Raw genomic sequence first — 25,649 nt, 5'->3', positions numbered from 1 at the left:
CTCTGGTCCCCGCCCGCTCGGCGGGGTTACCGTGCGCCGATGACGATCTCGACGCAGGGCGTGGCCGTGGTGACCGGGGCCGCCGGCGGACTGGGCCGGGCGATCGCCGCCGCGCTGCACGCCGACGGCTGGCGGGTCCTGCTCACCGATGTGGACGCCACGGCGGTGGCCGCCGCCGCGGTCCCATTCGGCGGCTGGTCCCGTGCCCTTGACGTACGCGACGAGGCGGCCTGTGTCGAGGTGGCGGCGGAGGCGGCCGGCGCTGCCGGTGGCCTGGGTCTGTGGGTGAACAACGCCGGTGTCCTGGCCACCGGCCCCGCCTGGACGCACGACGCGGCGATCCGGCGCCGGCTGGTCGAGGTGAACGCGCTCGGGGCGATGAACGGCACCCTCGCCGCGCTCGGCGTCATGCGCGCCCAGGGGCACGGGCACGTGCTCAACATCGTGTCGCTCGCCGGTCTGATCGCCGCCCCGGGCGAGACCGTCTACGCGGCCAGCAAGCACGCGCTGCTCGCGTTCAGCCTCGGCACCCTCACCGACCTGCGGATGGCCGGCGTCCGGGACGTACACGTGTCGTGTCTGTGCCCGGACGGGATCTGGACGCCGATGCTGCACGACAAGCTGGACGACCCCGGGGCCCTGGCCTCCTTCACCGGGACGCTGCTGACGCCGGAGCGGGTGGCCGCGCGGGCGGTGCGGCTGGCCCGCCGGCCACAGCCGGTGGTCAGCCTGCCGCGCTGGCGCGGCGCCCAGGTCCGGCTCCTCGACGCCTTCCCGCGGCTGGCTCTGGCGCTCGTCCCGGTGGTCCGGGCGGCGGGCCGGGCCGGCCAGCGCCGGCAACAGCGCCGGACCCGCCCGGACGCGAGCTGAACTCGCTTGTAACGTTGCCGGGGTGACTCATCTCGACCGGTGTGACGAGGCCAACCGGACCTGGGTGACCGAGGCGATCGCCACGGTCGAGGCGGACGCCAACCGCTCCGCCGACACCCACCTCCTGCCCTTCCCGCTGCCCCGGGAGTGGGGCATCGACCTCTACCTCAAGGACGAGTCGGTGCACCCCACCGGTTCGCTCAAGCACCGGCTCGCCCGCTCGCTCTTCCTGTACGGGCTCTGCAACGGCTGGATCGGCCCGGCGACCACGATCGTCGAGGCGTCCTCCGGGTCGACGGCGGTCTCCGAGGCCTACTTCGCCCGGATGCTGGGGCTGCCGTTCATCGCGGTCATGCCCGCCTCCACCTCGCCCGAGAAGATCGCCCAGATCGAGTTCCAGGGCGGGCGCTGCCACCTCGTCGAGGACCCGGCGAAGGTGGTGATCGAGGCGCGTTGGCTCGCCGAGGACACCGGCGGGCACTTCATGGACCAGTTCACCTACGCCGAGCGGGCCACCGACTGGCGGGGCAACAACAACATCGCCGAGGCGATCTACGCCCAGCTCGCGCTGGAGCGGCACCCCGTGCCGGCGTGGATCGTGGTGGGCGCAGGCACCGGCGGCACCAGCGCCACCATCGGCCGGTACGCCCGCTACCGGCGGTTGCCCACCAAGCTCTGCGTGGTCGACCCGGAGAACTCCGCCTTCTACCCGGCCTGGCAGGCCGGCGACTGGTCGGTCCGCACCGACCGCGGCTCCCGGATCGAGGGGATCGGCCGGCCCTGCGTCGAGGCGTCCTTCCTGCCCTCGGTGGTGGACCGGATGGTCCAGGTGCCGGACGCCGCCTCGCTGGCCGCGATGCGCGCCGGGTCGAAGGTCCTCGGCCGGCGGGTGGGCGGCTCCACCGGCACCAACCTGTGGGGTGCCTTCGGGCTGATCGCCGAGCTGCTCGCCGCCGGCCGGACCGGCTCGGTGGTCACCCTGATCTGCGACCCCGGCGACCGCTACGCCCACACGTACTACGCCGACGAGTGGGTGGCCCGGCAGGGCCTGGACCTCGCCCCGCACCTGGCCACCATCGACCGTTTTCTCACCACCGGCGCCTGGCCGGCCTGACGGTCAGCGCGCGCCGATCCGCTCGGCCAGGCCGGGATAGCGGACAACGTAGCCGTCCGGGTCCACGTCCAGGTCGGCGGTGAAGGTGCCGCTGGCGAAGCGGATCCGGCCCGGCCCGAGCGAGGTGTAGACCTGGTCGGCCGGTACCACCAGGAGGCTGGGCACCAGCACCCAGGCCACGGTGACCTGTCGGGCCAGGTCCGCCGGGGCCCGGCCCAACCCGAGCCGACGGACCGGAAGGGTGTTGAACAGCGGCGACCCGCCCAGGTCGACGTCGAGCGCGTCGGTCAGCTGGTCCGGCTCCTCCGTGCCGGGCAGCCCGGCTGCCGGGTGCCCGGCCGCCTCCAGCGCCGCGTCCAGGTTGCCCTCCTCGCCGGTACGCACCTGCCAGCCGTCCCCGCCCCGCTCCAGGCGAACGCTGCGGGCCCAGCCCGCCCCCTCGACCTCGACCTCCAGCCGGCTGACCGACCAGTCCGCGCCGGCCGTCAACCGGTAGCGGCAGGTGTACGGAATCGGGTCGACGGCCAGCGCCACGCCCTGCGCGGCGAGGCCCTGACGGTCGTCGAGGACGACGTGCTCGGAGCCGGCGGTGTCGGTCCTGGTCCAGAAGAGGGACTTCGGCATGGTCGGCATGAATCGGACGTTACGCCACCGGGCGGGCACCGGCACGGGATGCGGAAAGGCCGCCGCCGGGCGGTTGCCCGACGACGGCCTCCCGTCGTTCCCGTCAGCTCAGTGGGTGCGCGCCGGCGGACGCCCGCCGAAGCCCCGCCGGTCGTCCCGGCCGCGTCCCTCCTGGCGGAAGCCGCCCCGGCGCTCCGGGGTCCGGAAGTCCCCGCCCCGCTCGCCGAACCGCCGGTCACCCCGGCCGTCCCGGTCGCCGAAGTGGCGCTCGCCGCGCTCCCGGTCGAACGAGCCGCGCTCACTCCGCTCGGCGAAACCCCGCCCGCCCCGGTCGTCGAAGCCCCGCCCGCCGGTCTGCCGGTCGTCGTACCCGCGCCCGCCGGTCGGCCGGTCGTCGTAGCCGCGCCCGCCGGTCGGCCGGTCGGCGAAGCGTCGGTCCCCGTGGGCGTCGCGCTCGCCGACACCCCGGCGGTCGGCGAACCGGCGGTCGTCCCGGTCGCCGAAGCGGCGCTCGCCCCGCTCCCGCTCGACCGGACCCCGGTCCGCGAAGCGGCGCTCGCCGCCAGGACGGCCGTAGCCCCGGTCCTCACGGTCGCCGAACCGCCGCTCGCCGCGGTCGCCGTAGCGGCGCGCCTCCCGGTCGCCGGAGCGGCGCGGATCGGGGCGGCGCTCGCGGCGCGGCTCGGGCTCGTCGCGGACCGGCACCCCGCTCGGCTCGCGGGCGCCGGTCAGCTCGGCCAGCGCCGGGTCGCCCGCGCGGACCCGGGTCTCGGCCGGCTCGACGCCCGCCTTCTCCAACATGGCCAGCGTGGTCCGGCGCTGCTTCGGCAGCACCAGGGTCGCCACCGCGCCCGACTCACCGGCCCGGGCGGTGCGCCCGGCCCGGTGCAGGTAGTCCTTCGGGTCCTTGGGCGGGTCGATGTGCAGCACCAGCGACACCCCGTCGACGTGGATGCCGCGGGCCGCCACGTCGGTGGCAACCAGCACGTTCGTCCGACCCTCGCGGAACTCGGCCAGGGTCCGGGTACGCATCCGCTGGGTCTTGCCGCCGTGCAGGCCGCCGGCGCGTACGCCCACCGCGGCGAGCTGCTCGACCAGCCGGTCCACGCCGAGCTGGGTACGGGCGAAGAGCATGGTGCGACCGTCCCGGGCCGCGATCGACGCGGCCACGGCGAACTTGTCGTGCGGCGGGATCAGCAGCAGGTGGTGATCCATGGTGGACACGGCCGCGGTCGGCGGCGCGGTGGAGTGCGTCACCGGGTCGGTCATGAACCGCTTGACCAGGGTGTCCACGTCGTTGTCCAGGGTGGCCGAGAAGAGCAGCCGCTGGGCGTCCGTCGGGGTCTTGGCGAGCAGCTCGGTGACCTCGGGCAGGAAGCCCATGTCGGCCATCTGGTCGGCCTCGTCGAGCACGGTGATCTCGACGTCGTCCAGCTTGCAGACGCCGCGCGCGATCAGGTCGCCGAGCCGCCCCGGGGTGGCCACGACGATCTCCACACCCCGGCGCAGCGCGTCGATCTGCCGGTCGTACGGAACGCCGCCGACGGCGGTCTTGAGGAAGATGCCGACGGCCTTGCCGAGCGGCATCAGCGCGTCGTTGACCTGCATGGCCAGCTCGCGGGTGGGCACCAGGACCAGGGCGCGCGGGTGCAGCGGCCGGGCCCGGTTGCGGTCGGCGAGCCGGGCGATCACCGGCAGGCCGAAGGCCAGCGTCTTGCCGGAACCGGTCTGGCCGCGGCCGAGCACGTCCCGGCCGGCGATGGCGTCGGGCAGGGTGGCCCGCTGGATCTCGAACGGGGTGGTGATGCCCTGTCGGGCCAGCGCGTCGACGAGCTGTCGGGGCAGGCCCAGCGCGGCGAAGCCGGGGGCGTCGGTGGCCGGGAGCTCCGGCGTGGCGATCTGGTCAGCGGACGGGGACGTGCCGGGGGCAGCGTAGGTGGTCAAGAAATGCCTTTCGAGCGGGGCGCATCTTCGCGATGGCCCGCCGCGGCGCCGTACGCCGCCGATTCGCCCGCAAGATCGCCCATGGGCGCGCGATCGGCGCGCCGGGTCAGTGATCTCCACAAGTGTACGGCGGCGCGGTGACGTCGCCACGCGCCGCGATCCCGTAGTGGGCGGGCTCACCCCGTCACTTGTCGAGCATGTTGCCCGTGATGCCGCTCATCGCGTCGTTCGCGAGGAACACGACCACCAGGCTGATCGCGATCAGCAGGCCGAGCGCGGCGGCCAGCACGATCACCACGCGGGTGGTGCTGGACCGGGTCGACGGGGCGTCCTCCGCCCAGCCTTGGGCGAGGATGTGCCCGGTCAGCGAGCCGGAGTTCTCCACCGGGTTGCTGTGCGGGAGCGAGACCGTCGCGAAGCCCGGCCCGTCCGTGCCGCCGTACGCCGTGCCGGCCAGATCCGGGCCGCCCTGGTACGTCGGCCGGGCGACCGGCGCGGCGCCCGCCGGGTACGGGCTGCCGCCGGCGCTGGGGTTGGTCGACGGTGGCCAGCTCGGCAGCGCGGGCGCCGGCACCACGGGCGGGGCGGAGACGGGCGCGCTCGCCCTGGCCGCCGGCACGGCGGGACCGGGGAACGACAGCCCGGCCGGAGGCGCGGAAACCGGCCCGCCCGCCGGGCTGGCCATGGCGGGCGGAGGCGGGAACGGTGGGGCTGGCATCGGCCCGGGCGGCGGAGGAGGCGGCGGCACCGGCGGGGCGGGCGGCGGCACCGGTGGCCCGGGCATCGGCGGGACCGGCCCCGGCGGGGTCGGCCCGGGCGGCGGCGCGGGGACCGGCGGAACCGGACCGGGCGGCGGGGCGGGAACCGGCGGCGTCGGTCGGAACGGCGGTTCCGGCGCCGGCGCCGGCACCGGGGGCGACGGCGACGGCGGGGTCGGACCCGGTACGGGCGTCGGCGCCGGCTCGGGCTCCGGGCCGGGCGGGGTCGGGGGCTGCGCCGGCTCCGGCGGCTGCGCCGGCTCGGGCGGCTCCGGGTTCACCGGGCCGGACCGGTAGACCTTCGCGGCACCGGGCGTGGCCACCCGCGCGGCGGCGACCTCGCCCGCCGACACCCGGCTCAGCCCTGGCACGGCGGCGCTGGCCCGGGCCTGCCCGACCGGGGTCCGCGGGCTGGGCGGCGTCGGTGCCGGACGTTCGCCGGCGGCTGGGGCGGTGGCGGCCACGACGGGGGCCGGGGGGATTGCGTCGGCCCCGGACACTGCCGCACCATCGCCTCCCGTGGGCCCGGTGCCGACCGGGTCGGCCGGGGATGCCGGCGCGGCGGGGCGCTCGCCGGCGGCGAAGGCGGACCACGTCGAGGGCGCGGCCGGGGTGCCGGGCTGACGCCGCTCCAGCGGCGCCGCGGGCTCCGCCGGGGCGCCCGACCGGTACGTGGTGGCGGTGGCCGGCGCGGCGGGCCGGTCCTCAGTCGGGGGCGGTACGGCGGCGCCGGCGACGCTCACCCGGGCCCGGGCCACCGCGGCGGCCTCCTGCCCGCGCTCGTCGGCACCCGGGTCGGTCGGCCGGTCGGTGGGGTCGGGCGCGGATCCCGGGTGGACCGTCTGCGCCGGAAGCTCTCGCTCGCCCATGCTCGCCCCTTCACGGCCACGCTCGCCCCCGGACCGTGGCGTCGGCCGGAAGTGCCTGGATCTCACCGTGCCACATTCCGGCCCGGCAGCACAGTCGGAGTGGACGGTTGGGTCAGCTACCGCTGCTCGGCGTGGATGAGGCGCTCTCCGTCGTGCTGCTGGTCGACGGGTCGGAGGCGGCGGAGCTGTCGGTCGGCGCGGCGGAGGTGTTCGTCGGGCTCGGGTCGCTGCTCGTCGCGTCGGTCGGCGACGGGGCCGGCGACTCGGACGGGCTGGGCGACGGCGACGTGCTCGGCGAGGTCGACGGGCTCGGGCTGCCCGTGGTCGGCTTCGGCGACGGCGTGTTCGTCGGCTTGGCCGTGGGCGTGGGGATCGGCTTCGGCGTCTTCGACGGGCTCGGCGTCGGGGCGGGCGTGGTCGGGGCGGGCGTGGTCGGGGCGGGCACCGCGCCGACCACCCGGGTGGCGGCGAAGAGCCGGCTCCACCGGACCCCCGAGATCTTGACGACGTCCCCGGTCCGCGGGGCCTCGACCATCTTGCCGTTGCCGATGTACATGGCGACGTGGTGGATGCTCGTCCAGCTGTTGCCGGAGGCGAAGAAGAGCAGGTCGCCGGGGAGGAGCGCGTTCGGGTCGACGGTCCGGGAACGGGTAGCGTAGTACTGGTCGCGGGAGACCCGGGGCAGCCCGTGGTAGCCGGCCGAGAGGTAGGACGCCAGCATCAGGCCGGAGCAGTCGAAGCGGTCCGGCCCCTCGGCCGCCCAGAGGTACGGGTCACCGAGCTGGGCGAGGGCGTAGCGCACGGCGGCCAGCGCCATCGGGTGCGCGACCAGCCCACTGACGCTCTGGTTGGCCACGTACGAGCTGCCGAGCTGCTGCTCGGCGGCCTCCGCGCGACGCTCGATCTCGAGCAGCTGCGCGGCGTTGTCCTTGCGCAGCTTGAGCAGCGCGGCTTCCTGCTTGTGCAGGTCAGACTCGACCCTCGCGTACTCGGCGACCTTCTCGGCCACGCGCCGCTCGGTCGCGGTGTACGCCTCCCGGGCCATCTGCTCCGCGGCGGTGGCCCGGGCGACCTCGCCGTCGACGGCGGTGGTCGCCCCCTGCGCCTTGTCACCCCGGGTGATCCGCTGGAGGGCGTCGAGCTGGCGCAGGTCGGAGCCGAACTGCCCGGGCGGGAGCGCGGCGTCGGCCTTGACCGCGTCGGCGGCGGTGTTCCTCGCCTTCTCCTGGGCCTGGGCGAGCGCGTCCCGGGCCTGCTGGAGGGCGGCGGCGTCGAGGGTGAGCTGGGCCTGCGCGGCATCGCGCTCGCCCTGCAGCCCCTGCAGCGACTCGCCGAGCTGGGCGACCAGCGTGTCGGCCTGGTTGATCTGGGCGATCAGCGGGCCGTCGGCCGGGTTGGTGGCGCCGGGGGTGGCGCCGAGCCCGCCCGTGGTCTGCCCGGGCAGGCCGGGGATCTGCAGGCTGATCTGGGGCGGCCGGAGCCCGCTGTCGGGCACGGCGTCGGGCAGCGGGTCGGCCCAGGACGGGGTGGCGATCGCGGCGGCGGCCACGACGCCGAGCAGCGCGGACCAGAGCTTCGGGCGCAGCACCGGGGAGATCACCGGGCCTCCGCGTCGCTGCCGTCGGCCTCGCCTGCTGTCGACCATTCCGCTCCCCGTCCGGTCTGGTGCCTTCCGCGCTCGGTGTGCGCGGTGAACCGGGACGGTACCAGTGTGAGTTCCGCCCCATCCTGTCTTACCTCACCGACGCAGGGATGTCGATGTGCGGAGCGTGACGGGCGACCGGTCGTCCGGTGAAGTAGGTCGCTGCGGTTGACCGGGCCGCCGGTCGGTCGGGGGAGCGACGTACGCTCGACCGGGACCGCAGGTGGAAGGGACGTGGCTTTCGATGGACGCCGGACTCAAGCGCGAGCTCGAAGCGAAGGTCTACGCGGGCGAGCGGCTGACCCGCGAGGACGGGATCGCCCTCTACGAGACCGACGACCTCGCCTGGCTGGGGCGGCTGGCCCACCACAAGCGCACCGAGCTGAACGGCGACCGGGTGATGTTCAACGTCAACCGGCACCTCAACCTGACCAACGTCTGCTCCGCCTCGTGCGCGTACTGCTCCTTCCAGCGCAAGCCGGGGGAGAAGGACGCCTACACGATGCGGATCGACGAGGCGGTCCGCAAGGCCAAGGAGATGGAGGACGAGCAGCTCACCGAGCTGCACATCGTCAACGGCCTGCACCCGACCCTGCCCTGGCGCTACTACCCGAAGGTGCTGCGCGAGCTGAAGGCCGCGCTGCCGAACGTCAACCTCAAGGCGTTCACCGCGACCGAGGTGCAGTGGTTCGAGAAGATCAGCGGGCTGAGCGCCGACGCGATCCTCGACGAGCTGATGGACGCCGGCCTGGAGTCGCTGACCGGTGGCGGCGCGGAGATCTTCGACTGGGAGGTCCGGCAGCACATCGTCGACCACGCCTGCCACTGGGAGGACTGGTCGCGGATCCACCGGCTGGCCCACTCGAAGGGCATGAAGACCCCGTCGACCATGCTCTACGGCCACATCGAGGAGCCCCGGCACCGGGTCGACCACGTGCTGCGGCTGCGCGAGCTGCAGGACGAGACGGGCGGCTTCCAGGTCTTCATCCCGCTGCGCTACCAGCACGACTTCGTCGACTCGGCGGACGGCAAGATCCGCAACCGGATCCAGGCCCGGACCACGATGGCCTCACCGGCCGAGTCGCTGAAGACCTTCGCGGTCTCCCGGCTGCTCTTCGACAACGTGCCGCACGTGAAGTGCTTCTGGGTGATGCACGGTCTCTCGGTGGCCCAGCTGTCGTTGAACTTCGGTGTGGACGACCTGGACGGCTCCGTCGTGGAATACAAGATCACCCACGACGCCGACTCGTACGGCACGCCGAACACCATGCACCGGGACGACCTGCTGCACCTGATCTGGGACGCCGGCTTCCGCCCGGTCGAGCGGAACACCCGCTACGAGACCGTCCGCGAGTACGACGCGGCCCCGTCGCTGGCCGAGCGCCGCGCCGAGCCGCAGCAGGTCTGGGCCTGACCACGCGCCGATGAGCACCGAGGAGCAGCAGCGTAGCTTCCCCCGGCGGGACGCCGAGGGGCGCATCCGCACCCTGGGCGACCTGCTCGGGGTGAGCCTCGCCGGCCTGGTGATCGGGGTGCTGGCGCTGGTGCTCTTCGAGTGGGCGTTCGCCACCATGGGCGCGGGCGGCTTCGGGCGGACCAACGGCTGGCTGGCGGTCATCCTGCCGGTCTGGCTCTTCTGGGACGACTTCCGGGCCTGGGAGTTCGGTGCCGCCCGGGTGGTGGCGGCGCTGGCCGGGATCGCGCTCGGGGTGCTCGCGGGGCTGCTGGCGGCCGGCCTGGCCGCCGGGCTGCCGCCGCTGGTCTCCGGCGCGCTGGCCGCGGCGGTCTTCACCGTCGTCTACGCGGTGGTCTGGTTTCCTGGCGTGCACTGGCTGGCCCGGCGGACGGGCTGAGCCGTGACGGAGAACGGAGTACGAGCTTGAGCGCCGCGGTCAAGTACACGCTGGGCCGGATCGGGTTGTTCGTCGCCGTGCTGGCGGCCCTCTGGTTCGTCGAGATGAACATGTTCCTGCGGCTGATGCTGGCGCTGGTCTTCTCCGCCGCGCTCTCGTTCTTCCTGCTCAAGGGTTGGCGGGACGAGATGGCCGGCGAGATGGCCGAGGCGTCGGAGCGGCGCCGGGCGGAGAAGGAGCGGCTGCGCTCCGCGCTCGCCGGGGACGACCGGTCCGCCGAGGACGAGAGCGGCGACGGCCGGAGCTGACGCCCGGGCGCGGGGCGACGGGGCAGCGGCGCGGGCCTCGTCCCACTAGGGTCGCTCCCCGTGATGGAGCAGATCAGTAGTTGGCGGATGAAGTTCTTCCTCTGGGTCGGGCTGCCGGTGATCGCGGTGCTGGGTCTGGCCTTCGCCGCGCCCGACGTCGTGCCGGCCTGGCAGGCGAAGTCCGGGTCGGGCACGGCCGGCACCTTCACCGCCGTCCGTGAGGAGTGCGGCCGGCGCAGCTGCACCTGGCACGGCGACTTCGTCCCGGCCGACGGCGGCGCCGCGCGCAAGGACGTCATCCTCTATGACGATCCGGACGGGCTGACCACGGGCGGCACCACGGCGGCCCGCGACACCGGGGCCGGCAAGGGGGTCTTCTCCACCGCCGGCGGCAACACCTGGCTGCTGGTCACCGGCTTCGCCGCGGGCGGGGCGCTCGCCGCGGTCGGCTGGGTGGTCCTGATCGTCCGGACGGTTCTCCGTCGCCGGCGTCCGGACGAGGACGAGGCCGCCATCGACCGGCTCGCGCGCAGGCCGGTCCAGAGCTGAGGCCGACGGGCCCGGCGCGGTCCCCGAGGAGACGGCGCCGGGCCCGTCCGGTCACCAGTTGGTCGAGCCCGGCACGACCGGCCAGGGCCGGTCCGCCGGCTTGATCAGGTACGCGATGCCGCCCGAGCCGCCGGCCACGGTGCCGTTCGCCCGGTACCGCTTGGTGCGCAGCCAGATCTGCTCGAACTGGGACCGCTTGTAGACGTTGCGCACCGCGTCGTCGGAGGACGAGGCCGGGTCGTTGACGATCACGTCACCGTCGGCGGTGAAGCCGACCACCACGAACAGGTGCCCGGAGGTGCCGTAGTTCGCCCCGTCCAGCTCGCTGGCCAGGAAGGACTGCGAGGTGACGACCGGGATGCCGGCCTTGATGAAGCGTTCCACCTCGTCCAGCGAGTGCAGCCGGGTGACCCGCGCGTCCAGGCCCGGGAAGCTGGCCGCGTACGCGGTGTTGAACGGCCAGTTGCCGGCGCCCTCGTACTCGTAGTCGTAGGTCATCCGGGCGGCGTGGTCGACGGTGGGGTCGGCGTAGGCCGGGTTCACCCAGGCGACGTCCTCGGCCGAGGGCTTCCGGCCCCAGTACTCGACCACCATCTCGGTGGAGGTGGGCGAGCACCAGGCCTCGCCACCGTTGTCGTACTCCGGGTACTCGCCGCGGTGGATGTTCTGCGAGTAGCGCGGCACGGCCAGTTCGGTGCCCCAGGCGATCCCGCCCTTGCTCGGGGTGACGGTGAACCGGTCCGGCACGTTCGAGCTCATCGCGCCGAGCATGAAGACCCGCGGCGAGGCGGCCTGGCCCGGCGCCCGGTAGAGGGTCAGCCGGAGCTGGTAGGACCGCAGCAGCACGCCGGCCTTGGCATCGTCGATCGAGAAGGTGTCGGTCCAGATGGTCGACCAGGGGTCACCCTGGCCGTCCAGGGTGGCCCGCTTGATGTCCTGGTCGCCGGAGGCCCAGCGGCCCATCACGTACCAGGGGGTCTGTGCCCCGGTGTTGTACGTGCCGTGCAGCTCGACCTGGATCCAGGTGCCGGGCGGGGTCTCGGCGTTCCACGAGGCCACCAGCTCGGTGGCGTCGAAGCCGATCTGCTGCTCGGGCGAGGTCCAGGTGGCGTACTCCCAGCTGCGGGTGGTGCCGGTGTGCTCGTCGGTGAACCCGGTGGTGCCGGCCGGCTCGCCGATGGTGATCCCGGTGCGGTGCCCCGGGATGGCGTAGGTGCCCTGGTGCGTGCCGGTGAACCAGTCCGGGTACGTCGAGAATTCCTGGAAGGTGATCTGCTCGTCGTGCGCGACGACGGGCAGGTTGTTGTCGGCGTGGGCGGGAGCCGTCACGCCGAGCAGGGCGAGCGCGGCGACGCCGGCGAGGGCGACCGCGCGCAGGGCTGGTCTGACCATGTGAACTCCGCAGGGTGTGAAGGGATGGGTCACCAGTTGGTGGAGCCGGCCACGGGCGGCCAGGCCACCGTGGTCGGTTTGATCAGGTAGACGACGCCGCCGGAGCCGCTGCCGGTGCCGCCGCTGGCGGTGGTCCGCTTGGTACGCAGCCAGATCTGCTCGAACTGGTCGCGCCGGTACACGTGCCGGACGGCGGCGTCGCTGGGCGAGGCCGGGTCGTTGGCGATCACGTCGCCGGTGGCGGTGAAGCCGACCACCACCATGAGGTGCCCGGCGGTGCCGTAGCCGGCCCCGTCCAGCTCGCTGGCGAGGAAGGACTGGCTGGTCACGACCGGGATGCCGGCGGCGATGAAGTGCTCCACCTCGTCCAGCGAGTGCAGCCGGGTCACCTTGGCCTCCAGGCCGGGGAAGCTGGCCGCGTACGCGGTGTTGAACGGCCAGTTGCCGGCGCCCTGGTACTGGTAGTCGTAGGTCATCCGAGCGGTGTGGTCGACCGTCGGGTCGGCGTAGCTCGGGTCCACCCAGGACGTGTCGGCCGGGGACGGCTTCCGGCCCCAGTACTCGACCACCATCTCCGTGGAGGTCGGCGAGCACCAGGCCTCGCCGCCGCCGTCGTACTCGGGGTACTGCCCGGCGTGGATCTCCTGGGAGTAGCGCGGCACGGCCAGCTCGGTGCCCCAGGCGATCCCGCCGGCGCTCGGCGCGACGGTGAACCGGTCCGGGACGTTCGAACTCATCGCGCCGACCGAGCGGAGCACCGGCGAGACGGTGAGCGCCGGGTCGCGGTAGAGGGTCGCCCGGAGCTGGTACGCCCGCAGCAGCACCCCGGCGGTCGGGTCGTTGATCGCGAAGGTGTCGGTCCACACGCTGGAGGTCTTGTCCCCCTGCTTGTCGACACTGGTCCGCTTGATGTCGCCGTCGCCGGAGGCCCAGCGGCCCAGCACGTACCAGGGGGTGCGGGTGCCGGTGGTGTAGGTGCCCTGGAGTTCCACCTGGAGCCAGGTGCCGGCCGGGGTGTCGGCGTTCCACGAGGCGACCAGCTCGGTGGCACCGAAGCCGACCTCGGTGAGCGGCGAGGTCCAGGTCCCGTACGCCCAGGTGCGCTTGGTCCTGCTGTGCGGGTCCTTGTAGAGGGTGGTGCCGATCGGGGTGGCGAGGGTGAGGCCGGCGGTGGTGGCCGTGGTGCCGGCGGCGGTGCCGGCGGACCAGCCGGTGCCGGACCAGCCCTGCCAGGTGATCTGTTCGTCGTGGGTGACGGCGGTGCCGCCGCCGGCCGGCTTCCCGGCCACGGCCGGGCTCGTGGTGCCGAGGAGGGCGAGCGCGGTGACGCCGGCGGCGGCGACCGCGCGCAGGGATGTCAGTGCCATGGCAGCTCCACAGGTGAACGGCATCGTTGCCGTTCACTGTCGCGCTTGGAAGGAAGTTTCGCCAGAGGTCAACGCATGGAAAATCATTGCCGAGCACACCCCGGCCCGTCCGGATGATCTCCGCTGGTCGTGCGCTACCGTGCTACCGACCAATCCGCAGCGAAGCCGGTGCGAAACCGGCGCTGTCCCGCAACTGTGATGTCCCGCACGGCGTCGGCCTCCGGCCGGCACCGAGAGCGGGGACGAGCCAGGTCGCCTGCGGTCGGTCGCGACACGCGCTCTCGAGGAAGGGCGCCTCGCGGACGGGCCGCACCTCCGGGCGCTCCCTGTCGGCGAAGCACCACGCTCCTCGACCGACAGGAGGAACGATGTCCAGACGTACCCCCCGGCTCTTCGCCGCCGCCCTCGCGGTCGGCGCGCTGCTCCTCGGCGGCTGCGCCGAGAAGACCTCGACCGACACCCCCGCCGCCGGCAGCAGCTCGGCGGCCGCCATCTTCCCGGTCACGGTCGGCAAGCTGACCCTGGAGAAGCGCCCCGAGAAGATCGTCTCGCTCTCGCCCAGCGCGACCGAGATGCTCTTCGCCATCGGCGCCGGCAAGCAGGTCACCGCCGTGGACGACCAGTCGAACTACCCGCCGGAGGCGCCGAAGAGCGACCTCTCCGGCTTCCAGCCGAACGCGGAGGCGATCGCCGGCAAGAGCCCCGATCTGGTGGTGCTCTCCAACGACACCAACAAGATCGTCGACCAGCTCACCACGCTGAAGATCCCGGTGCTGCTCGCCTCGGCCGCGGCCACCCTCGACGACACGTACCAGCAGATCGGTGACCTGGGCAAGCTCACCGGCCACCCGGCCGAGGCGGACGCCGTCACGAAGAAGATGAAGGACGACATCGCGGCGCTCACCAAGAACCTGCCGCAGCGGGCGAAGAAGCTCACCTACTACCACGAGCTGGGCCCGGAGCTGTACAGCGCGACCAGCAAGACCTTCATCGGCTCGATCTACGCCCTCGCCGGCCTGGAGAACATCGCCGACCCGTCGGACGCCGACGGGAAGAACGGCGGCTACCCGCAGCTCTCCCAGGAGGTCATCGTCAAGGCGAACCCCGACTTCGTCTTCCTGGCGGACACCAAGTGCTGCAAGCAGACCCCGGACACCGTCAAGGCCCGTAGCGGCTGGGCCGGCGTCACCGCGGTGAAGAACAACCAGGTCGTGGCGCTGGACGACGACATCGCCTCCCGCTGGGGCCCGCGCGTGGTCGACCTGCTCAAGGCGATCGTCGACGCCACCGCCAAGGTCCCGGCCTGAACCTGACCGTGCGACCAGCGGAATCCGCCGACCGGTCGGCCGGGACGCCCGAGGTGTCCCGGCCGGCCGGCGTGCCCCGGCCCGGCACCGGGCGGGACGGTCGGGCGCGGGGCGGCGGGCGCCCCCCGGCCGGACCGGGTGCGACGGTCCGGCCGGCCGGGCTGCGGACCCGCTGGCTGCTCGCCGGCATCGCCGCCGTGCTGGTCGCGCTGGTCGCCGGGGTGTCCCTCGGCCCGGTCAGCCTGCCGCCCGGCAGCGTGGCCGCCGAACTGCTCAACCTGCTGCCCGGGGTGCACCTGGACAGCGGGCTCAGCGAGCGGGAGATCGCCATCGTCACCGAGCTGCGCCTGCCCCGGGTCGTGCTCGGCCTGCTCGTCGGCGGGCTGCTCGCCCTGGCCGGCGGCTGCTACCAGGGGGTCTTCCGCAATCCGCTGGCCGACCCGTACCTGCTCGGGGTGGCGGCCGGCGCCGGGCTCGCGGTGACCGCGGTCATCGCGCTGGGTGCCGGGGCGGGCGGTGCGATCACCGGGATGCCGGTCACCATCCCGCTCGCCGCGTTCGTCGGGTCGCTGGGCGCGGTCGCCATGACGTACGGGCTCGGCGCGGCTGGCGGGCGGGACCGGTCGCCGGCCACGCTGATCCTGGCCGGGGTGGCGGTCTCGGCGTTCCTCGCCGCCGGGCAGACGTACCTGCTGCAACGGCACTCCGAGAGCATCCAGCAGGTCTACTCCTGGCTGCTCGGCCGGCTGGCCACCGCCGGCTGGCACGACGTCCGGCTGGTCCTGCCCTACTTCGTGCTCACCGCGGTGGTGGTGCTGCTGCACCGGCGCGAGCTGGACGTGCTCGCCGTCGGCGACGACGAGGCGACCAGTCTCGGCCTGCACCCGCAGCGCTCCCGATACCTGCTGATCACCGCCGCCTCGCTGGGCACCGCCGCCGCGGTCTCCGCGTCCGGCCTGATCGGCTTCGTCGGCATCATCGTGCCGCACACCGTACGGCTGCTCGCCGGGTCCAGCTACCGGGTGATCCTGCCGCTGTCGATGCTCTTCGGCGGGGCGTTCCTGGCCCTGACCGACGTGGTCGCGCGGACCGCCGCCGCCCCGGCCGAGATCCCGATCGGCGTGGTCACCGCGCTGCTCGGCGGCCCGTTCTTCGTCCTCGTCCTGCGCACCTCCCGCCGGGTGTTCACATGAGCGCCGTCGAGGTGCGGGACCTGCGGGTCGAGCTGGGCGGCACGCCGATCCTGGCCGGCGTGGACCTGACCGTCGCCGTGGGCGAGTGGGTCACGGTGATCGGCCCGAACGGCGCCGGCAAGTCGACCCTGCTGCGCGCCGTCGGCGGCCTGCTCGTCGCGCCGGGCGCGGTCTCCCTCTTCGGTACGCCGATCCAGTCGCTGCGTCGTCGCGACCGGGCCCGGGTCGTCGCCACGGTGGCCCAGTCCCCGGTGGTCCCGGCCGGCATGTCGGTCCTCGACTACGTGCTGCTCGGGCGGACCCCGTACATCCCGCCGCTGGGTCGGGAGTCGGCGGCGGACCTGGCCGCGGTGCACGAGGTGCTGGACCGGCTGGACCTGGTGGAGTTCGACCGCCGGGAGCTGGCCACCCTGTCCGGTGGCGAGCGGCAGCGGGTTTTCCTGGCCCGGGCGCTGGCCCAGGGAGCCACCCTGCTGCTGCTCGACGAGCCGACCAGCGCGCTGGACATCGGCCACCAGCAGGAGGTGCTGGAACTGGTCGACCAGCTGCGCCGCGAGCACGAGCTGACCGTGCTGGCCACCATGCACGACCTCTCCGTCGCCGGCGAGTACGCCGACCGGCTCGTGCTCCTCGCCGACGGCCGCGTCGCCGCCCAGGGCACCCCCGGGGCGGTCCTCACCGAGGACCTCCTGGCGAAGCACTACCGCGCCCACGTCCGCGTCGTCCAGGGCGACCACGGCCCCCTCGTCGTCCCCGTCCGCCCCCGCTGACCCCTCCCTCCCGCCGCCCCCGCCCTCCTACCCCGGCGAGCGTGGGGTCAGCGGAGGGCGGTGACGTGGAAGAGGGCGCCCTGGGGGTCGCGGAGGGCGGCGGTGCGGCCGGCGGGGTTGTCCTTCGGCGGGACGAGGATGGTGCCGCCGAGTTCGGCGGCGCGGGCGGCGGTGGCATCGGCGTCCTCGACCGCGAAGAACACCGACCAGTACGCCGGCAGGTCATCCGGCAGCGGCTCCAGCTGCGGCATCATGCCCGCGACGATCCGGGCGCCGCAGCGCCAGCCGGTGTAGGTGACCGGGTCGGCCGGTCGCTCCTCCGGGTGCCAGCCGAAGACCAGCGCGTAGAAGTCCTTCGCCCGCTCGGGATCGGGGGTCACCAGCTCGTTCCAGCACAGCGACCCGGGCGCGTTGAACAGCTCGGCCCCGCGCATCGCCATCGGCTGCCAGACGCTGAACACGGCGCCCGCCGGGTCGGCGAGGACCGCCATCCGGCCCTGGTCGAGGACGTCGAACGGGGCGACCACCACCTGGCCGCCGGCGGCCGCCACCCGGGTGGCCACCAGGTCCGCGTCGTCCGTCGCCACGTACGTGGACCAGATCGGCACCTGGTCCGGGCTGGCCGGTGGGCCGGCCGCGGCGACCGCCTTGCCGCCCTTGAGGAAGATCGTGTAGCCACCGGCCGCCGGCTCCGGGGAGACCCGCCCGGTCCAGCCGAACAGCTGCGGGTAGAACCGCTTCGCGTCCTCCAGCCCCGGGGTGGCCAGGTCGGCCCAGCAGGGCGTGCCGGGCTCGACGCCGTTCACGTTGACCCCTCTCGCCGGTGGGTGGCCCGGTCGGCACGCCCTGCCGGCATCGTGGCACCGTCCCGTCGCCCGCCGGGCCGTAATCGGACATTTGCTCAAGTGAAGCGGCGTCCCTCGTCCCTCCGGTACGCCCAGTCGGTGGCGGCCGCCCACATCAGCTCCACCGCGCCCCGGGTGGGCAGGTAGGGGGGCGATCGCCCGGATGAAGCCCGGCGCGTCGTCCGGGCCGGAGAGCAGGCCACCGCCGAAGGCCAGCGGGAAGAAGATCAGCTGCGCGACCACGATCGCCGCCTTGCTCGGCATCGAGTAGCCGATGGCCAGGCCCAGCAGGGTGAACGGCACGGAGATCACCGCGACCGTGCCGATGGCGACCAGGAAGTCCAGCGGCGTGATCGCGGCGGCGGTCGCCACTGCGGCGATCACCACCACGGGCAGCATCGACACGTACGTCAGCACCAGGCCGGCCAGGATCCGCCCGGCGAAACGCGGCACCGGGCCGGCCGGCAGGGTACGGGTGTAAGGGCTCCACGGCTGCACCCGGTCCTCGGCCACCCCGGCGCCGTACTGGAAGATGTTCGCGGTCAGCACCCCGCTACCTGCCTATCGCGTCGGCGCCAACCCCGCCGCCCCGCAAAGCGGCGACGATCGCCTACTGTGGTAACCCGTCGCCCGCGTCACACCGGGGGCGTGCGGCTGTCGACTGGACACTGGGGAGGGTCCCGTGACAAGTCCGAGCAGGAACCTGGACGTGCAACCGGAGGCGTTGACCGCCTTCGCCGCCGCCTCGCGGGACCGGGCGGCCCGGTTCCGGGAGCTGAACCGGGTCTTCAACGACGGGCACGTGCCCCGGCACGCCTTCGGCATCATGCCGGCGTCGTTCAGCCTCGCCGCCGCGTACGCCGAGCAGTTCGAGGCGTGCCTGACCGGGCTGGCGGAGGGTGCCGAGGTGATGGCCGACATCGCCGAGGGGATCGACGACACCGCCGACGCGTACACCGGAACCGACGTCGGGACCACCGACCTGTTCGCGCCGGGCGCCTGAGGGGGAATCGATGAGCACTGAGGCGCTGCAGCGCAACAAGACCTACTTCGAGCAGATCGTGTCGGGCACGCCCGACCCGTTCAAGCCGCTCTCCCAGGCGGTGCTCTGGCCGTTCAACGAGCTGCTGGAACTGGTCGCCGGCGAACCGGACGACCTGATGAAGGCGGCCCAGCTCGCGCTGACCACCGGCGAGGCGGTCCGGCAGATCGCCGGGGACCAGATCGCCGACCGGGCCCGGCTGCGCGGCGCCTGGGACGGGGACGCGGCGGAGAAGTTCCACGCTTCGATGGAGTCCGTCGAGGAGGCCATCGAGGAGCTGGCCAAGGGGCTGGACGGCACCACGGAGGTGCTGGTCGACGCGGCGAACGCCGCGGTCGACGCGTTCAACCTCCTGGTCGAGCTGATCCTGGAGTTCCTGCTCTGGTTCCTCACCGAGGTGATCATCGCGGCGGTGGCCGCCGTGCTCAGCGCGGGCGTGACGCTGGCTGCGACGGTGGTCCGGGTGCTGGCCCGGCTCGCCACCACGGTCGGCCGGATGGTCAAGATCGTGGCCCGGTTCGCCGAGATCCTCACCAAGCTGGTCACCAAGCTGGAGAAGATCGCCCAGCTGCTCACCAAGTACCGCAAGACCGTGATGGAGCTGCGCAAGGCCAAGAAGGCGTACCGGGCGTGGAACAAGTCCGGCTACACCAAGGAGGCGTTGCAGTTCAAGCTCAAGCGGACCGCCCTCCTGTTCCCCGGCAAGTACGCGATCAACAAGGTGTCACCGGTGAACGTGCCGGGCATCGGCGGCGCCCTGCTGGACACCGGGGTCGGCATGTACGACATCTCCGACGGGCACAAGGACCGCAACTACCTGGTGGACGGCACGTACAAGGAGGACCTGGGCCCGTACACCCGGGGCGTGCAGAACGTCTTCGACTCGATCGTGAACTGAGAGGCAGCCATGACGTCCTTCCCCGCCCTGGATCGGATCGAGGCGCTGGCCCGCAACCTGGACGGGTGGCAGCGTGAGCTCGGCGCGCGGATGGCCGAGCTGGAGCAGAGCAGCGCCCAGGGGGTGAGCGACTCGGGCCTGGTCACCGTGACGGCCGCCGCCGACGGCAAGATCCTCTCCACCGAGATCAACGCCCGGGCCATGCGGCTCGACTCGTACACCCTGGCCGAGGAGCTCACCGCCGCGGCCAACCGCGCCCAGGAGGCCGCCGCCGCCCGGGTCCGCGAGATCGTCGGCGAGGTCATGGGCAACGCGCCGGCCGCGGAGCGCCGCACCGACGACGACTACGGCTACGACCGATACTGAGCCGATGGACGGCACGAGTTACCTCGACCGGATCGGCCAGCTCGTCGAGCCGGGCGAGCAGGTGCTGGCGCACGCGCAGACGGAGATCGGCGGCGGGGTCACGCCCCCGCCGCCGCCGGACGAGACGGCCCCCGACGCCCCCGGCCGGGCGACCGTCACCTCGGTGCTGCTCAACCTGCTCGTCCCGCTGGCCACCTGGGACCGCGGCGACCGGCTGGTGGACCTGATCGGCTGGGGCATCGCCGGCCGGGGTGCCCCCGGCTCGGCCGCCTCCCGGCTGCACCGGGCGGTCAACCCGGCCCGGCCGGACGGGAAGCTGCGGCACACGGTGCTCGCCGTCACCGACCGGCGGTTGCTGGTCTGCGTCACCGGTGCGGTGAAGCTGCTGTCCAACCGGGAGGACGACGAGCGGTCGCTGGCCGAGACCCGGATCGCCTGGGCGGCGCCCCGGGCGGAGGTGGCGTCGGCCCGGGTGGGCTGGCACCGGCTCAACCCGAAGCGGCTGCGGATCGACTTCACCGACGGCTCCTGGCTGGCCTTCACCGTGCCGGTCGCCGAGTCGGGCGCGCCGCTCCGCGCCATCGCCGCCGCCCTGGCCGGCTGACGCGCCACTCCACCGCGTCGCGCGCTTGATCGACTCGCAAGCCGAGCGGATCGTGCTTGACCGGACGGGCTCAGGCGGCCAGCGGGTCGGGCAGCGGGTCGCGGTGGAGTACCGCAAGGCCGGAGACGGCCCGGGTCAGCACCACGTAGAGGCGGTGCAGGCCGCGCGGCTCGGCGGCCACGATCGCGGCCGGCTCGACGACCACCACGTGGTCGTACTCCAGCCCCTTGACGAGGGTCGCCGGGACCACGGTGACCCGCGCCGCGGCCTCCACGTCGTCGGCGGTCGCGGTCTCCACCCCCGCCGCGGCCAGCGCCGCGCGCAGCCGCTCCACCGCGTGGTCGGCGGCGATCACGCCGATCGAGCCGTCGTGGTCGAGCGCCGCCCGCACCTCGGTCACCGTCGCCGCGACCAGGTCGTCCACCGTACGCACGGCCAGCGCCCCGTCGTGGCGCAGCGACTCCGCCGGGGGTACGTCGACCGCCAGCGCCGGCAGCAGCCGGTTGGCGAACGCGACCACCGCGGCCGGCACCCGGAAGCCGACGCTCAGCGGCACCACGACCGCGTCCGGCTTGCCCAGGTGGGCCAGGGACTCCCGCCAGTCGGTGGCGGCCCAGGGCGCGGTGCCCTGGGCCAGGTCGCCGAGGAGGGTGATCGAGCCGTGCTCGCTGCGCCGGGCGATGGCCCGGCACTGCATGGGGGAGAGGTCCTGCGCCTCGTCGACCACCACGTGCCCGAAGCCGGCCGGCCGCTCGATCAGCCCGGCCGCCTCGTCGATCAGCACCGCGTCCGCGGCGGTCCACCTCGTCGCCTTCGGGGTACGGCCGAGCCTGCTCGAGCGGAGCAGTTCCTGCTCCTGCGTGGTGAGCAGGCCGTCGGCGGCGGCGGCGAGCGCCTCGGGGTCGGTGAGCATGGTGTGCAGCAGTCCCTCCGCGGTGAGCGCCGGCCAGACCGTGTCGAGGAAGGCGGTGACCGGCTTGGCCTTGCCCATCCGCCGCAGCCAGGCGTCGCTGGGTGACTCGGCCCGGCGCGCCTCGGACTGGCGTTGCAGCAGCCCCACCACCCGGGCCCGGACCCGCTCCCGCCCGGTCGCGTACGGCAGCCCCTCCCGGCGGGTCCCCTCGACCACCCGGTGCAGCGCGTCGAGGCCGATCCGCCAGCGGAACGAGCCGTCCGACACCATGATCGGCTCGGTGGGCGTGCCGATGTGCCCGTCGACCGCCCGGCGCAGCACCTCGGCCATCCGGACGTCGTGCTTGAAGGTGGCGACGGCGGGATCGTCGACGCCGCGTACCGGCACCCGGCCGACCAGATCCTCCACCGTGGCCTGCTCCACCTCGACCTCGCCGAGGGCGGGCAGCACCGCCGCGATGTACGACAGGAACGCCCGGTTCGGCCCGACGATCAGCACGCCGGACCGGCGCAGCCGCTCGCGATGCAGGTAGAGCAGGTACGCGGCGCGGTGCAGCCCGACCGCCGTCTTGCCGGTGCCCGGCGCCCCTTGCACGCAGATCGAGTCGGCCAGGTCGGCCCGGACCAGCTCGTCCTGCTCGGGCTGGATGGTGGCGACGATGTCCCGCATCGGGCCGACGCGCGGCCGCTCGATCTCGGCGGTGAGGATCCGGCTGGCCGTGCCCAGCTCCTCGCCCCGGTCGAGGTGTTCGTCCTCGAAGCTGGTCAGCAGGCCCGCGCTGAACCCGAACCGGCGCCGGACGGCGACACCCTGGGGGTCACGGGCGCTGGCCCGGTAGAACGACCGGGAAACCGGGGCCCGCCAGTCCAGCACCATCGGCTCGCCCAGCTGGTCGGTGACGTGCCGCCGCCCGACGTGGTACACCCCGACGACTTCGTCGTCGGGACCGGCCTCCCCGCTGTGCCGGCTGTCGGCGGTCCCGCCGAAGTCCAGCCGGCCGAAGAAGAGTGGGGTGGTCGGGTCGTCGGCCAGCTCCTTGACCCGGCGGGCCATGTGCCGGCCCAACTGCTCGGCGGTGTAGGCGTCCCCGGCCACCTTGTCGCCGGTGGCGAAGAGGGCCTCGGCGCGCTCACGCATCCGCCCGAGCGCGGCGCGGGACGCCGCCAGATGGTCGCGTTCGGCGACGAGTTCGGCGTCCAGGCTGGTTGAGGCAGCTTCCAGGTCGGTTGCGGGCACAGAGAACTCCCATGGCTCAACAAGATGCTCGCTCGCGTATCCAGGGCGGTTGGCCGGCTCCCGGCGCGGGGACGTCCGCTGCGGTGCGTGCTCACCGCGGCCGTCAAGCGGCCATCCACGATACGGACGCGGCCCCCGACTCGCCACCGAATTTCGATCGTGGGTGTCGGCTTGCCGCGAAGGAAGACCTTCCCCGTCCGTGCGGGGCGATCGCCCCGGGCGGGATCATTGGGGGCATGACCGAGGCGCGCCCCGAACAGCGTCGGGTGACGATCAGCGACCCGCAGGTGATGCGGGCCCTGGCCCACCCGGCCCGCATGGCGATCATGGAACACCTCAGCACGGTGGAGGGCGGTGCGACCGCCACCGAGTGCGCCGAAATTGCCGGACTCTCCCCGAGCGCCACCAGCTACCACCTGCGGGAGCTGGCGAAGTACGGGCTGATCGAGGAGGCCCCCAGCCGGGGTGACGCCCGGGAGCGGGTCTGGCAGGCGTTCAGCCCGTCGTACTACGTCGAGTCGGGCCCGGACGCCGACTCCGAGGCCCGTGCCGCCGAGGCGGCCCTGGTCGAGGCCCACATGGCCCGGGACAGCCAGCGCGTCCGGGACTGGATCCAGCGGGCGCCGGACGAGCCGCGCGAGTGGTACGAGGCGGCCTGGTTCAGCGACAGCCTGCTGCTGCTCACCGCCGAGGAACTGACGCGGCTCAACAACACGATCCAGGAGTTGATCGGCCCGTACCGGCGGCGGTTGCGGACAGACCCGCCCGAAGGCGCCCGAAGCGTCGCCGTGCAGTACCGGGCGCTGCCCATCGATTGACGGCGGGGATTGCGCGATCCAGGTGTGAAGGATTATTTTCGAAGTATGTCCTTCACATCTGGTCCGTCGCGCTGGTCCGACGTCTGGCTGGTCACCGGCTCCCGTGCCGTCTCCACCTGCGGGGACTTCCTTGCCGCCACCGCCCTGACCCTCGCCCTCCAGTCCGCCGGCGCGGGCGGGCTCGCGGTGTCCGGGCTGATGCTCGCCGCCACCCTGCCGCTGGTGGCGCTCGCCCCGCTGACCGGCCGGCTCGCCGACCGGGTGGACAGCCGGCTCCTGCTGGTGGTCGCCGGCCTCGGCCAGGCCGCCGTCTGCCTCGCGCTCGCGTACGCCGGTCATCCGGCCCTGGTCATCGCGCTGGTGGCGCTGCTCGCGGCCGGCCTCGCGGTCACCCAGCCGGTGCTGTCGGCGTTGGTGCCGGCCATGGTCCGGGCCGAGGACCTGCCCCGGGCCGCCGCACTCAACCAGACCGCCGGCACGCTCGGCGCGCTGGCCGGACCGGCGCTGGCCGGGGTGCTGGTCGGCGGCTTCGGCGCCCGGCTGCCGCTGCTGCTGGACGCCGCCAGCTACCTCGCGCTGGTCGCCGCCGGGCTGCTGATCCGGACCCGCCGGGGTGGCAGCCGGCGACCGGCCGCGGTGCCGGCCACCGGCACGCCCACCGCGCCCGCGGCCGGCTGGCGGCTCCGCCGGGACCCACTGCTGGTCGCGATGATCACCACCATCGCCGGGGTGATCGCCGCCGTGGGGGCGATCAACGTGGTCGAGGTCTTCTTCATCCGCGAGACCCTGCACAGCTCCGCCACCATGTACGGCCTGGTCACCGGTTCGTGGACGCTCGGCATCCTGGTCGGGGCGTGGCTTTTCGCCCGGGTGGCCCGGCGGTTGGTCGACGACGGCCGGCTGCTCGTCGGCTACCTCGCCCTGCTCGCCGGGTGCTGCCTGATGATCCTGCTCTCCGCCGCGGCGCCCTCCGCACTGCTGCTGGTGCCGGTGTGGCTGCTCGGAGGCGTGGGCAACGGCGGCGCGAACGTCTTCGACAACGTGCTGCTGGCCCGGCGGGTGCCCGAGGCGTCGCGCGGCCGGGCGTACGCCGCGCTCAGCGCCTCCGTCCAGGGCGCGTCGATGGTCGGCTTCCTGCTCGGCGGTCTCCTGCTCGAGGTGGCCACGCCCCGGCTCCTGGTCGCCGGCTGCGGCGTCGCCGGGCTGCTGGTGATCGCGCTGGTCGTGCCGTCGGTCGCCCGGGCCGTCCGGGCCGGGCGGGCATCGGTCACCGCCCCGGCACCCGCCACCGCACCTCCGGCCGGGCCGGCGGACCCGGCGCCCGGTGCGGAGTTGGCCACTCCGGCCCCCTCCCGCTGAACCGGACCCGGCGGGCGGCGATACGGTCGGGGCATGGCTGACCGCGTCGCCCGCCCTAGGGTCGGGCACATCCAGTTCCTCAACTGCCTGCCCATCTACTGGGGGCTGATGCGGTCCGGCGCCCTGATCGACGTCGATCTGCACAAGGACTCGCCGGACCGGCTGAACGCCGCGCTGGTCGCCGGTGACCTGGACATCGGGCCGATCTCGCTGGTGGAGTACCTGCGGAACGCCGACGAGCTGCTGCTCCTGCCCGACCTGGCGGTCGGCAGCGACGGCCCGGTGCTCTCGGTCAACGTGGTCTCCACGAAGCCGCTCACCGAGCTGGACGGGGCGCGGGTCGCGCTCGGCTCCACCTCGCGTACCGGCGTGCTGCTGGCCCAGCTGCTGCTCGGCGAGCGGTACGGCGTCCGCCCCGAGTACTTCCGCTGCCCGCCGGACCTGACCCAGATGCTGCTGGAGGCCGACGCCGGCGTGCTGATCGGCGACGTGGCGCTGCGCGCCCTCTACGAGGCGCCCCGCAAGGGCCTCGAGGTGACCGACCTCGGGCAGGCCTGGCGGGACTGGACCGGTCTGCCGATGGTCTTCGCGGTCTGGGCGGTCCGCCGGGACTTCGCCGCCGCCCACCCCGGGTTGGTCAAGGAGGTGCACGAGGCGTTCCTGCGCTCCCGTGACCTGTGCCTGGCCGAGCTGGACCAGGTGGCCGAGGCGGCGGCCCGCTGGGAGCCCTTCGACGCCGCGACCCTCGCCACCTACTTCCGTACCCTCGACTTCTCGCTCGGCGAGCGGCAGGTGGCCGGGCTCCGGGAGTTCGCCCGCCGGGCCGCCGCCCTCGGCGAGGTGCCGGCCCTGCCGGCGAACGGGCCGGAGTTCTTCCAGGGCTGAAGCCCCGGTTGAGACGACGAAGCGGGGGGGGGGGGGGGGGGAGAGGGAAGAGGGGGGGGGGGGGGGGGGGGGGGGGGGGGGGGGGGGGGGGGGGAGGGGGGGGGGGGGGGTGGGGGGGGCCTC

Annotated in this window: 24 protein-coding genes and 1 riboswitch; of the genes, 16 read left to right on the top strand and 8 right to left on the bottom strand. The window is 73.9% G+C overall.

The genetic code is table 11. The features are described from left to right. Positions 1–39 precede the first annotated feature (39 nt). Both ACZ6S5_RS00265 and cds1 read left to right on the top strand, forming a co-directional pair. Positions 40–870, top strand: coding sequence for an SDR family NAD(P)-dependent oxidoreductase (locus ACZ6S5_RS00265; protein ID WP_465996150.1), 831 nt, complete (start codon positions 40–42; stop codon positions 868–870). Between the two features lie 22 nt (positions 871–892). Next, positions 893–1,984: an L-cysteine desulfhydrase Cds1 gene (cds1, locus tag ACZ6S5_RS00260; RefSeq protein ID WP_465996148.1), complete on the top strand. Its 1,092-nt coding sequence runs from the start codon at positions 893–895 to the stop codon at positions 1,982–1,984. 3 nt (positions 1,985–1,987) lie between these two features. On the opposite strand, the gene ACZ6S5_RS00255 is transcribed toward cds1, so the two are convergent. The 4 genes from ACZ6S5_RS00255 to ACZ6S5_RS00240 form a co-directional block, all read right to left on the bottom strand. Then, the gene (locus tag ACZ6S5_RS00255; RefSeq protein WP_465996514.1) at positions 1,988–2,608 is read right to left on the bottom strand and encodes a putative glycolipid-binding domain-containing protein; all 621 of its coding nucleotides are present in this window, start codon (positions 2,606–2,608) and stop codon (positions 1,988–1,990) included. A 108-nt stretch (positions 2,609–2,716) separates the two neighbouring features. Next, positions 2,717–4,552, bottom strand: a complete 1,836-nt coding sequence (locus tag ACZ6S5_RS00250) for a DEAD/DEAH box helicase (protein WP_465996145.1) — start codon at positions 4,550–4,552, stop codon at positions 2,717–2,719. A 184-nt stretch (positions 4,553–4,736) separates the two neighbouring features. Further along, positions 4,737–6,179, bottom strand: a complete 1,443-nt coding sequence (locus ACZ6S5_RS00245) for a hypothetical protein (protein WP_465996144.1) — start codon at positions 6,177–6,179, stop codon at positions 4,737–4,739. A gap of 112 nt (positions 6,180–6,291) precedes the next feature. Then, the gene (locus ACZ6S5_RS00240) at positions 6,292–7,824 is read right to left on the bottom strand and encodes a C40 family peptidase (RefSeq protein WP_465996142.1); all 1,533 of its coding nucleotides are present in this window, start codon (positions 7,822–7,824) and stop codon (positions 6,292–6,294) included. 241 nt (positions 7,825–8,065) lie between these two features. Here ACZ6S5_RS00240 and mqnE point away from each other — a divergent pair, with 241 nt between their 5' ends. Genes mqnE through ACZ6S5_RS00220 form a run of 4 tightly spaced genes read left to right on the top strand, consistent with a single transcriptional unit; the run spans position 8,066 to position 10,531 of the window. Then, positions 8,066–9,235: an aminofutalosine synthase MqnE gene (gene mqnE / locus ACZ6S5_RS00235; protein WP_465996140.1), complete on the top strand. Its 1,170-nt coding sequence runs from the start codon at positions 8,066–8,068 to the stop codon at positions 9,233–9,235. A 10-nt stretch (positions 9,236–9,245) separates the two neighbouring features. Next, positions 9,246–9,674, top strand: coding sequence for a hypothetical protein (locus ACZ6S5_RS00230; protein ID WP_465996138.1), 429 nt, complete (start codon positions 9,246–9,248; stop codon positions 9,672–9,674). A gap of 26 nt (positions 9,675–9,700) precedes the next feature. Then, positions 9,701–9,982, top strand: coding sequence for a DUF4229 domain-containing protein (locus tag ACZ6S5_RS00225; RefSeq protein WP_465996136.1), 282 nt, complete (start codon positions 9,701–9,703; stop codon positions 9,980–9,982). Between the two features lie 60 nt (positions 9,983–10,042). Then, on the top strand, positions 10,043–10,531 hold the full coding sequence (locus ACZ6S5_RS00220) for a hypothetical protein (protein WP_465996134.1): 489 nt from the start codon (positions 10,043–10,045) through the stop codon (positions 10,529–10,531). Between the two features lie 51 nt (positions 10,532–10,582). Here ACZ6S5_RS00220 and ACZ6S5_RS00215 read toward each other — a convergent pair whose 3' ends face one another. Both ACZ6S5_RS00215 and ACZ6S5_RS00210 read right to left on the bottom strand, forming a co-directional pair. Then, positions 10,583–11,923, bottom strand: coding sequence for a peptidase C39 family protein (locus tag ACZ6S5_RS00215; RefSeq protein ID WP_465996132.1), 1,341 nt, complete (start codon positions 11,921–11,923; stop codon positions 10,583–10,585). 29 nt (positions 11,924–11,952) lie between these two features. Further along, positions 11,953–13,290, bottom strand: a complete 1,338-nt coding sequence (locus ACZ6S5_RS00210; RefSeq protein WP_465996130.1) for a C39 family peptidase — start codon at positions 13,288–13,290, stop codon at positions 11,953–11,955. 110 nt (positions 13,291–13,400) lie between these two features. Next, a riboswitch (cobalamin riboswitch) is annotated at positions 13,401–13,568 on the top strand. Positions 13,569–13,658: 90 nt separating this feature from the next. Between ACZ6S5_RS00210 and ACZ6S5_RS00205 the strand changes: the two genes are divergently transcribed. From ACZ6S5_RS00205 to ACZ6S5_RS00195, 3 genes are all read left to right on the top strand, one after another. Continuing rightward, on the top strand, positions 13,659–14,597 hold the full coding sequence (locus tag ACZ6S5_RS00205; protein WP_465996128.1) for an ABC transporter substrate-binding protein: 939 nt from the start codon (positions 13,659–13,661) through the stop codon (positions 14,595–14,597). 161 nt (positions 14,598–14,758) lie between these two features. Beyond that, positions 14,759–15,790 carry a FecCD family ABC transporter permease gene (locus ACZ6S5_RS00200; protein ID WP_465996512.1) on the top strand — a complete coding sequence of 344 codons (1,032 nt, stop codon included), beginning with the start codon at positions 14,759–14,761 and terminating at the stop codon, positions 15,788–15,790. After that, positions 15,787–16,560: an ABC transporter ATP-binding protein gene (locus ACZ6S5_RS00195; RefSeq protein WP_465996126.1), complete on the top strand. Its 774-nt coding sequence runs from the start codon at positions 15,787–15,789 to the stop codon at positions 16,558–16,560. The genes ACZ6S5_RS00200 and ACZ6S5_RS00195 overlap by 4 nt, the downstream gene beginning before the upstream one ends. Before the next feature lie 47 nt (positions 16,561–16,607). Here the strand turns inward: ACZ6S5_RS00195 and ACZ6S5_RS00190 are convergent, their stop codons facing one another. Further along, entirely contained in the window at positions 16,608–17,366 is a 759-nt protein-coding gene (locus tag ACZ6S5_RS00190) for a VOC family protein (RefSeq protein ID WP_465996510.1), read from the bottom strand. A 721-nt stretch (positions 17,367–18,087) separates the two neighbouring features. Here ACZ6S5_RS00190 and ACZ6S5_RS00185 point away from each other — a divergent pair. From ACZ6S5_RS00185 to ACZ6S5_RS00170, 4 genes are read left to right on the top strand one after another with little or no spacing between them, the layout of a single operon-like run. Further along, on the top strand, positions 18,088–18,408 hold the full coding sequence (locus ACZ6S5_RS00185) for a type VII secretion target (RefSeq protein WP_465996125.1): 321 nt from the start codon (positions 18,088–18,090) through the stop codon (positions 18,406–18,408). A 10-nt stretch (positions 18,409–18,418) separates the two neighbouring features. Then, entirely contained in the window at positions 18,419–19,345 is a 927-nt protein-coding gene (locus ACZ6S5_RS00180; RefSeq protein WP_465996123.1) for a WXG100 family type VII secretion target, read from the top strand. 9 nt (positions 19,346–19,354) lie between these two features. Next, the gene (locus ACZ6S5_RS00175; protein ID WP_465996121.1) at positions 19,355–19,711 is read left to right on the top strand and encodes a YbaB/EbfC family nucleoid-associated protein; all 357 of its coding nucleotides are present in this window, start codon (positions 19,355–19,357) and stop codon (positions 19,709–19,711) included. 4 nt (positions 19,712–19,715) lie between these two features. Continuing rightward, complete coding sequence (locus ACZ6S5_RS00170; RefSeq protein WP_465996119.1) at positions 19,716–20,315, top strand: hypothetical protein; 600 nt, start codon at positions 19,716–19,718, stop codon at positions 20,313–20,315. Positions 20,316–20,385: 70 nt separating this feature from the next. Here the strand turns inward: ACZ6S5_RS00170 and ACZ6S5_RS00165 are convergent, their stop codons facing one another. Beyond that, positions 20,386–22,464, bottom strand: coding sequence for a HelD family protein (locus ACZ6S5_RS00165; RefSeq protein ID WP_465996117.1), 2,079 nt, complete (start codon positions 22,462–22,464; stop codon positions 20,386–20,388). A gap of 236 nt (positions 22,465–22,700) precedes the next feature. Here ACZ6S5_RS00165 and ACZ6S5_RS00160 point away from each other — a divergent pair, with 236 nt between their 5' ends. Genes ACZ6S5_RS00160 through ACZ6S5_RS00150 form a run of 3 tightly spaced genes read left to right on the top strand, consistent with a single transcriptional unit; the run spans position 22,701 to position 25,526 of the window. Next, on the top strand, positions 22,701–23,282 hold the full coding sequence (locus tag ACZ6S5_RS00160) for a helix-turn-helix domain-containing protein (protein ID WP_465996115.1): 582 nt from the start codon (positions 22,701–22,703) through the stop codon (positions 23,280–23,282). Between the two features lie 45 nt (positions 23,283–23,327). Further along, positions 23,328–24,641: an MFS transporter gene (locus tag ACZ6S5_RS00155; protein ID WP_465996113.1), complete on the top strand. Its 1,314-nt coding sequence runs from the start codon at positions 23,328–23,330 to the stop codon at positions 24,639–24,641. Positions 24,642–24,674: 33 nt separating this feature from the next. Continuing rightward, positions 24,675–25,526, top strand: coding sequence for a menaquinone biosynthetic enzyme MqnA/MqnD family protein (locus tag ACZ6S5_RS00150; protein WP_465996111.1), 852 nt, complete (start codon positions 24,675–24,677; stop codon positions 25,524–25,526). Positions 25,527–25,649: the final 123 nt, after the last annotated feature.

This window comes from Micromonospora sp. NPDC051924, from assembly GCF_055586005.1.
The sequence above is the reverse complement of the archived record's forward strand: the minus strand, read 5'-3'. Positions and strand labels throughout refer to the sequence as shown.

What these genes read in the sequence shown, in the direction of transcription:
- ACZ6S5_RS00265 (WP_465996150.1), top strand. Translation starts at nt 40, where the DNA reads ATGACGATCTCGACGCAGGGCGTGGCCGTGGTGACCGGGGCCGCCGGC.
- ACZ6S5_RS00255 (WP_465996514.1), bottom strand. Translation starts at nt 2,608, where the DNA reads ATGCCGAAGTCCCTCTTCTGGACCAGGACCGACACCGCCGGCTCCGAG.
- ACZ6S5_RS00245 (WP_465996144.1), bottom strand. Translation starts at nt 6,179, where the DNA reads ATGGGCGAGCGAGAGCTTCCGGCGCAGACGGTCCACCCGGGATCCGCG.
- ACZ6S5_RS00240 (WP_465996142.1), bottom strand. Translation starts at nt 7,824, where the DNA reads ATGGTCGACAGCAGGCGAGGCCGACGGCAGCGACGCGGAGGCCCGGTG.
- mqnE (WP_465996140.1), top strand. Translation starts at nt 8,066, where the DNA reads ATGGACGCCGGACTCAAGCGCGAGCTCGAAGCGAAGGTCTACGCGGGC.
- ACZ6S5_RS00230 (WP_465996138.1), top strand. Translation starts at nt 9,246, where the DNA reads ATGAGCACCGAGGAGCAGCAGCGTAGCTTCCCCCGGCGGGACGCCGAG.
- ACZ6S5_RS00215 (WP_465996132.1), bottom strand. Translation starts at nt 11,923, where the DNA reads ATGGTCAGACCAGCCCTGCGCGCGGTCGCCCTCGCCGGCGTCGCCGCG.
- ACZ6S5_RS00210 (WP_465996130.1), bottom strand. Translation starts at nt 13,290, where the DNA reads ATGGCACTGACATCCCTGCGCGCGGTCGCCGCCGCCGGCGTCACCGCG.
- ACZ6S5_RS00205 (WP_465996128.1), top strand. Translation starts at nt 13,659, where the DNA reads ATGTCCAGACGTACCCCCCGGCTCTTCGCCGCCGCCCTCGCGGTCGGC.
- ACZ6S5_RS00195 (WP_465996126.1), top strand. Translation starts at nt 15,787, where the DNA reads ATGAGCGCCGTCGAGGTGCGGGACCTGCGGGTCGAGCTGGGCGGCACG.
- ACZ6S5_RS00180 (WP_465996123.1), top strand. Translation starts at nt 18,419, where the DNA reads ATGAGCACTGAGGCGCTGCAGCGCAACAAGACCTACTTCGAGCAGATC.
- ACZ6S5_RS00175 (WP_465996121.1), top strand. Translation starts at nt 19,355, where the DNA reads ATGACGTCCTTCCCCGCCCTGGATCGGATCGAGGCGCTGGCCCGCAAC.
- ACZ6S5_RS00170 (WP_465996119.1), top strand. Translation starts at nt 19,716, where the DNA reads ATGGACGGCACGAGTTACCTCGACCGGATCGGCCAGCTCGTCGAGCCG.
- ACZ6S5_RS00160 (WP_465996115.1), top strand. Translation starts at nt 22,701, where the DNA reads ATGACCGAGGCGCGCCCCGAACAGCGTCGGGTGACGATCAGCGACCCG.
- ACZ6S5_RS00155 (WP_465996113.1), top strand. Translation starts at nt 23,328, where the DNA reads ATGTCCTTCACATCTGGTCCGTCGCGCTGGTCCGACGTCTGGCTGGTC.
- ACZ6S5_RS00150 (WP_465996111.1), top strand. Translation starts at nt 24,675, where the DNA reads ATGGCTGACCGCGTCGCCCGCCCTAGGGTCGGGCACATCCAGTTCCTC.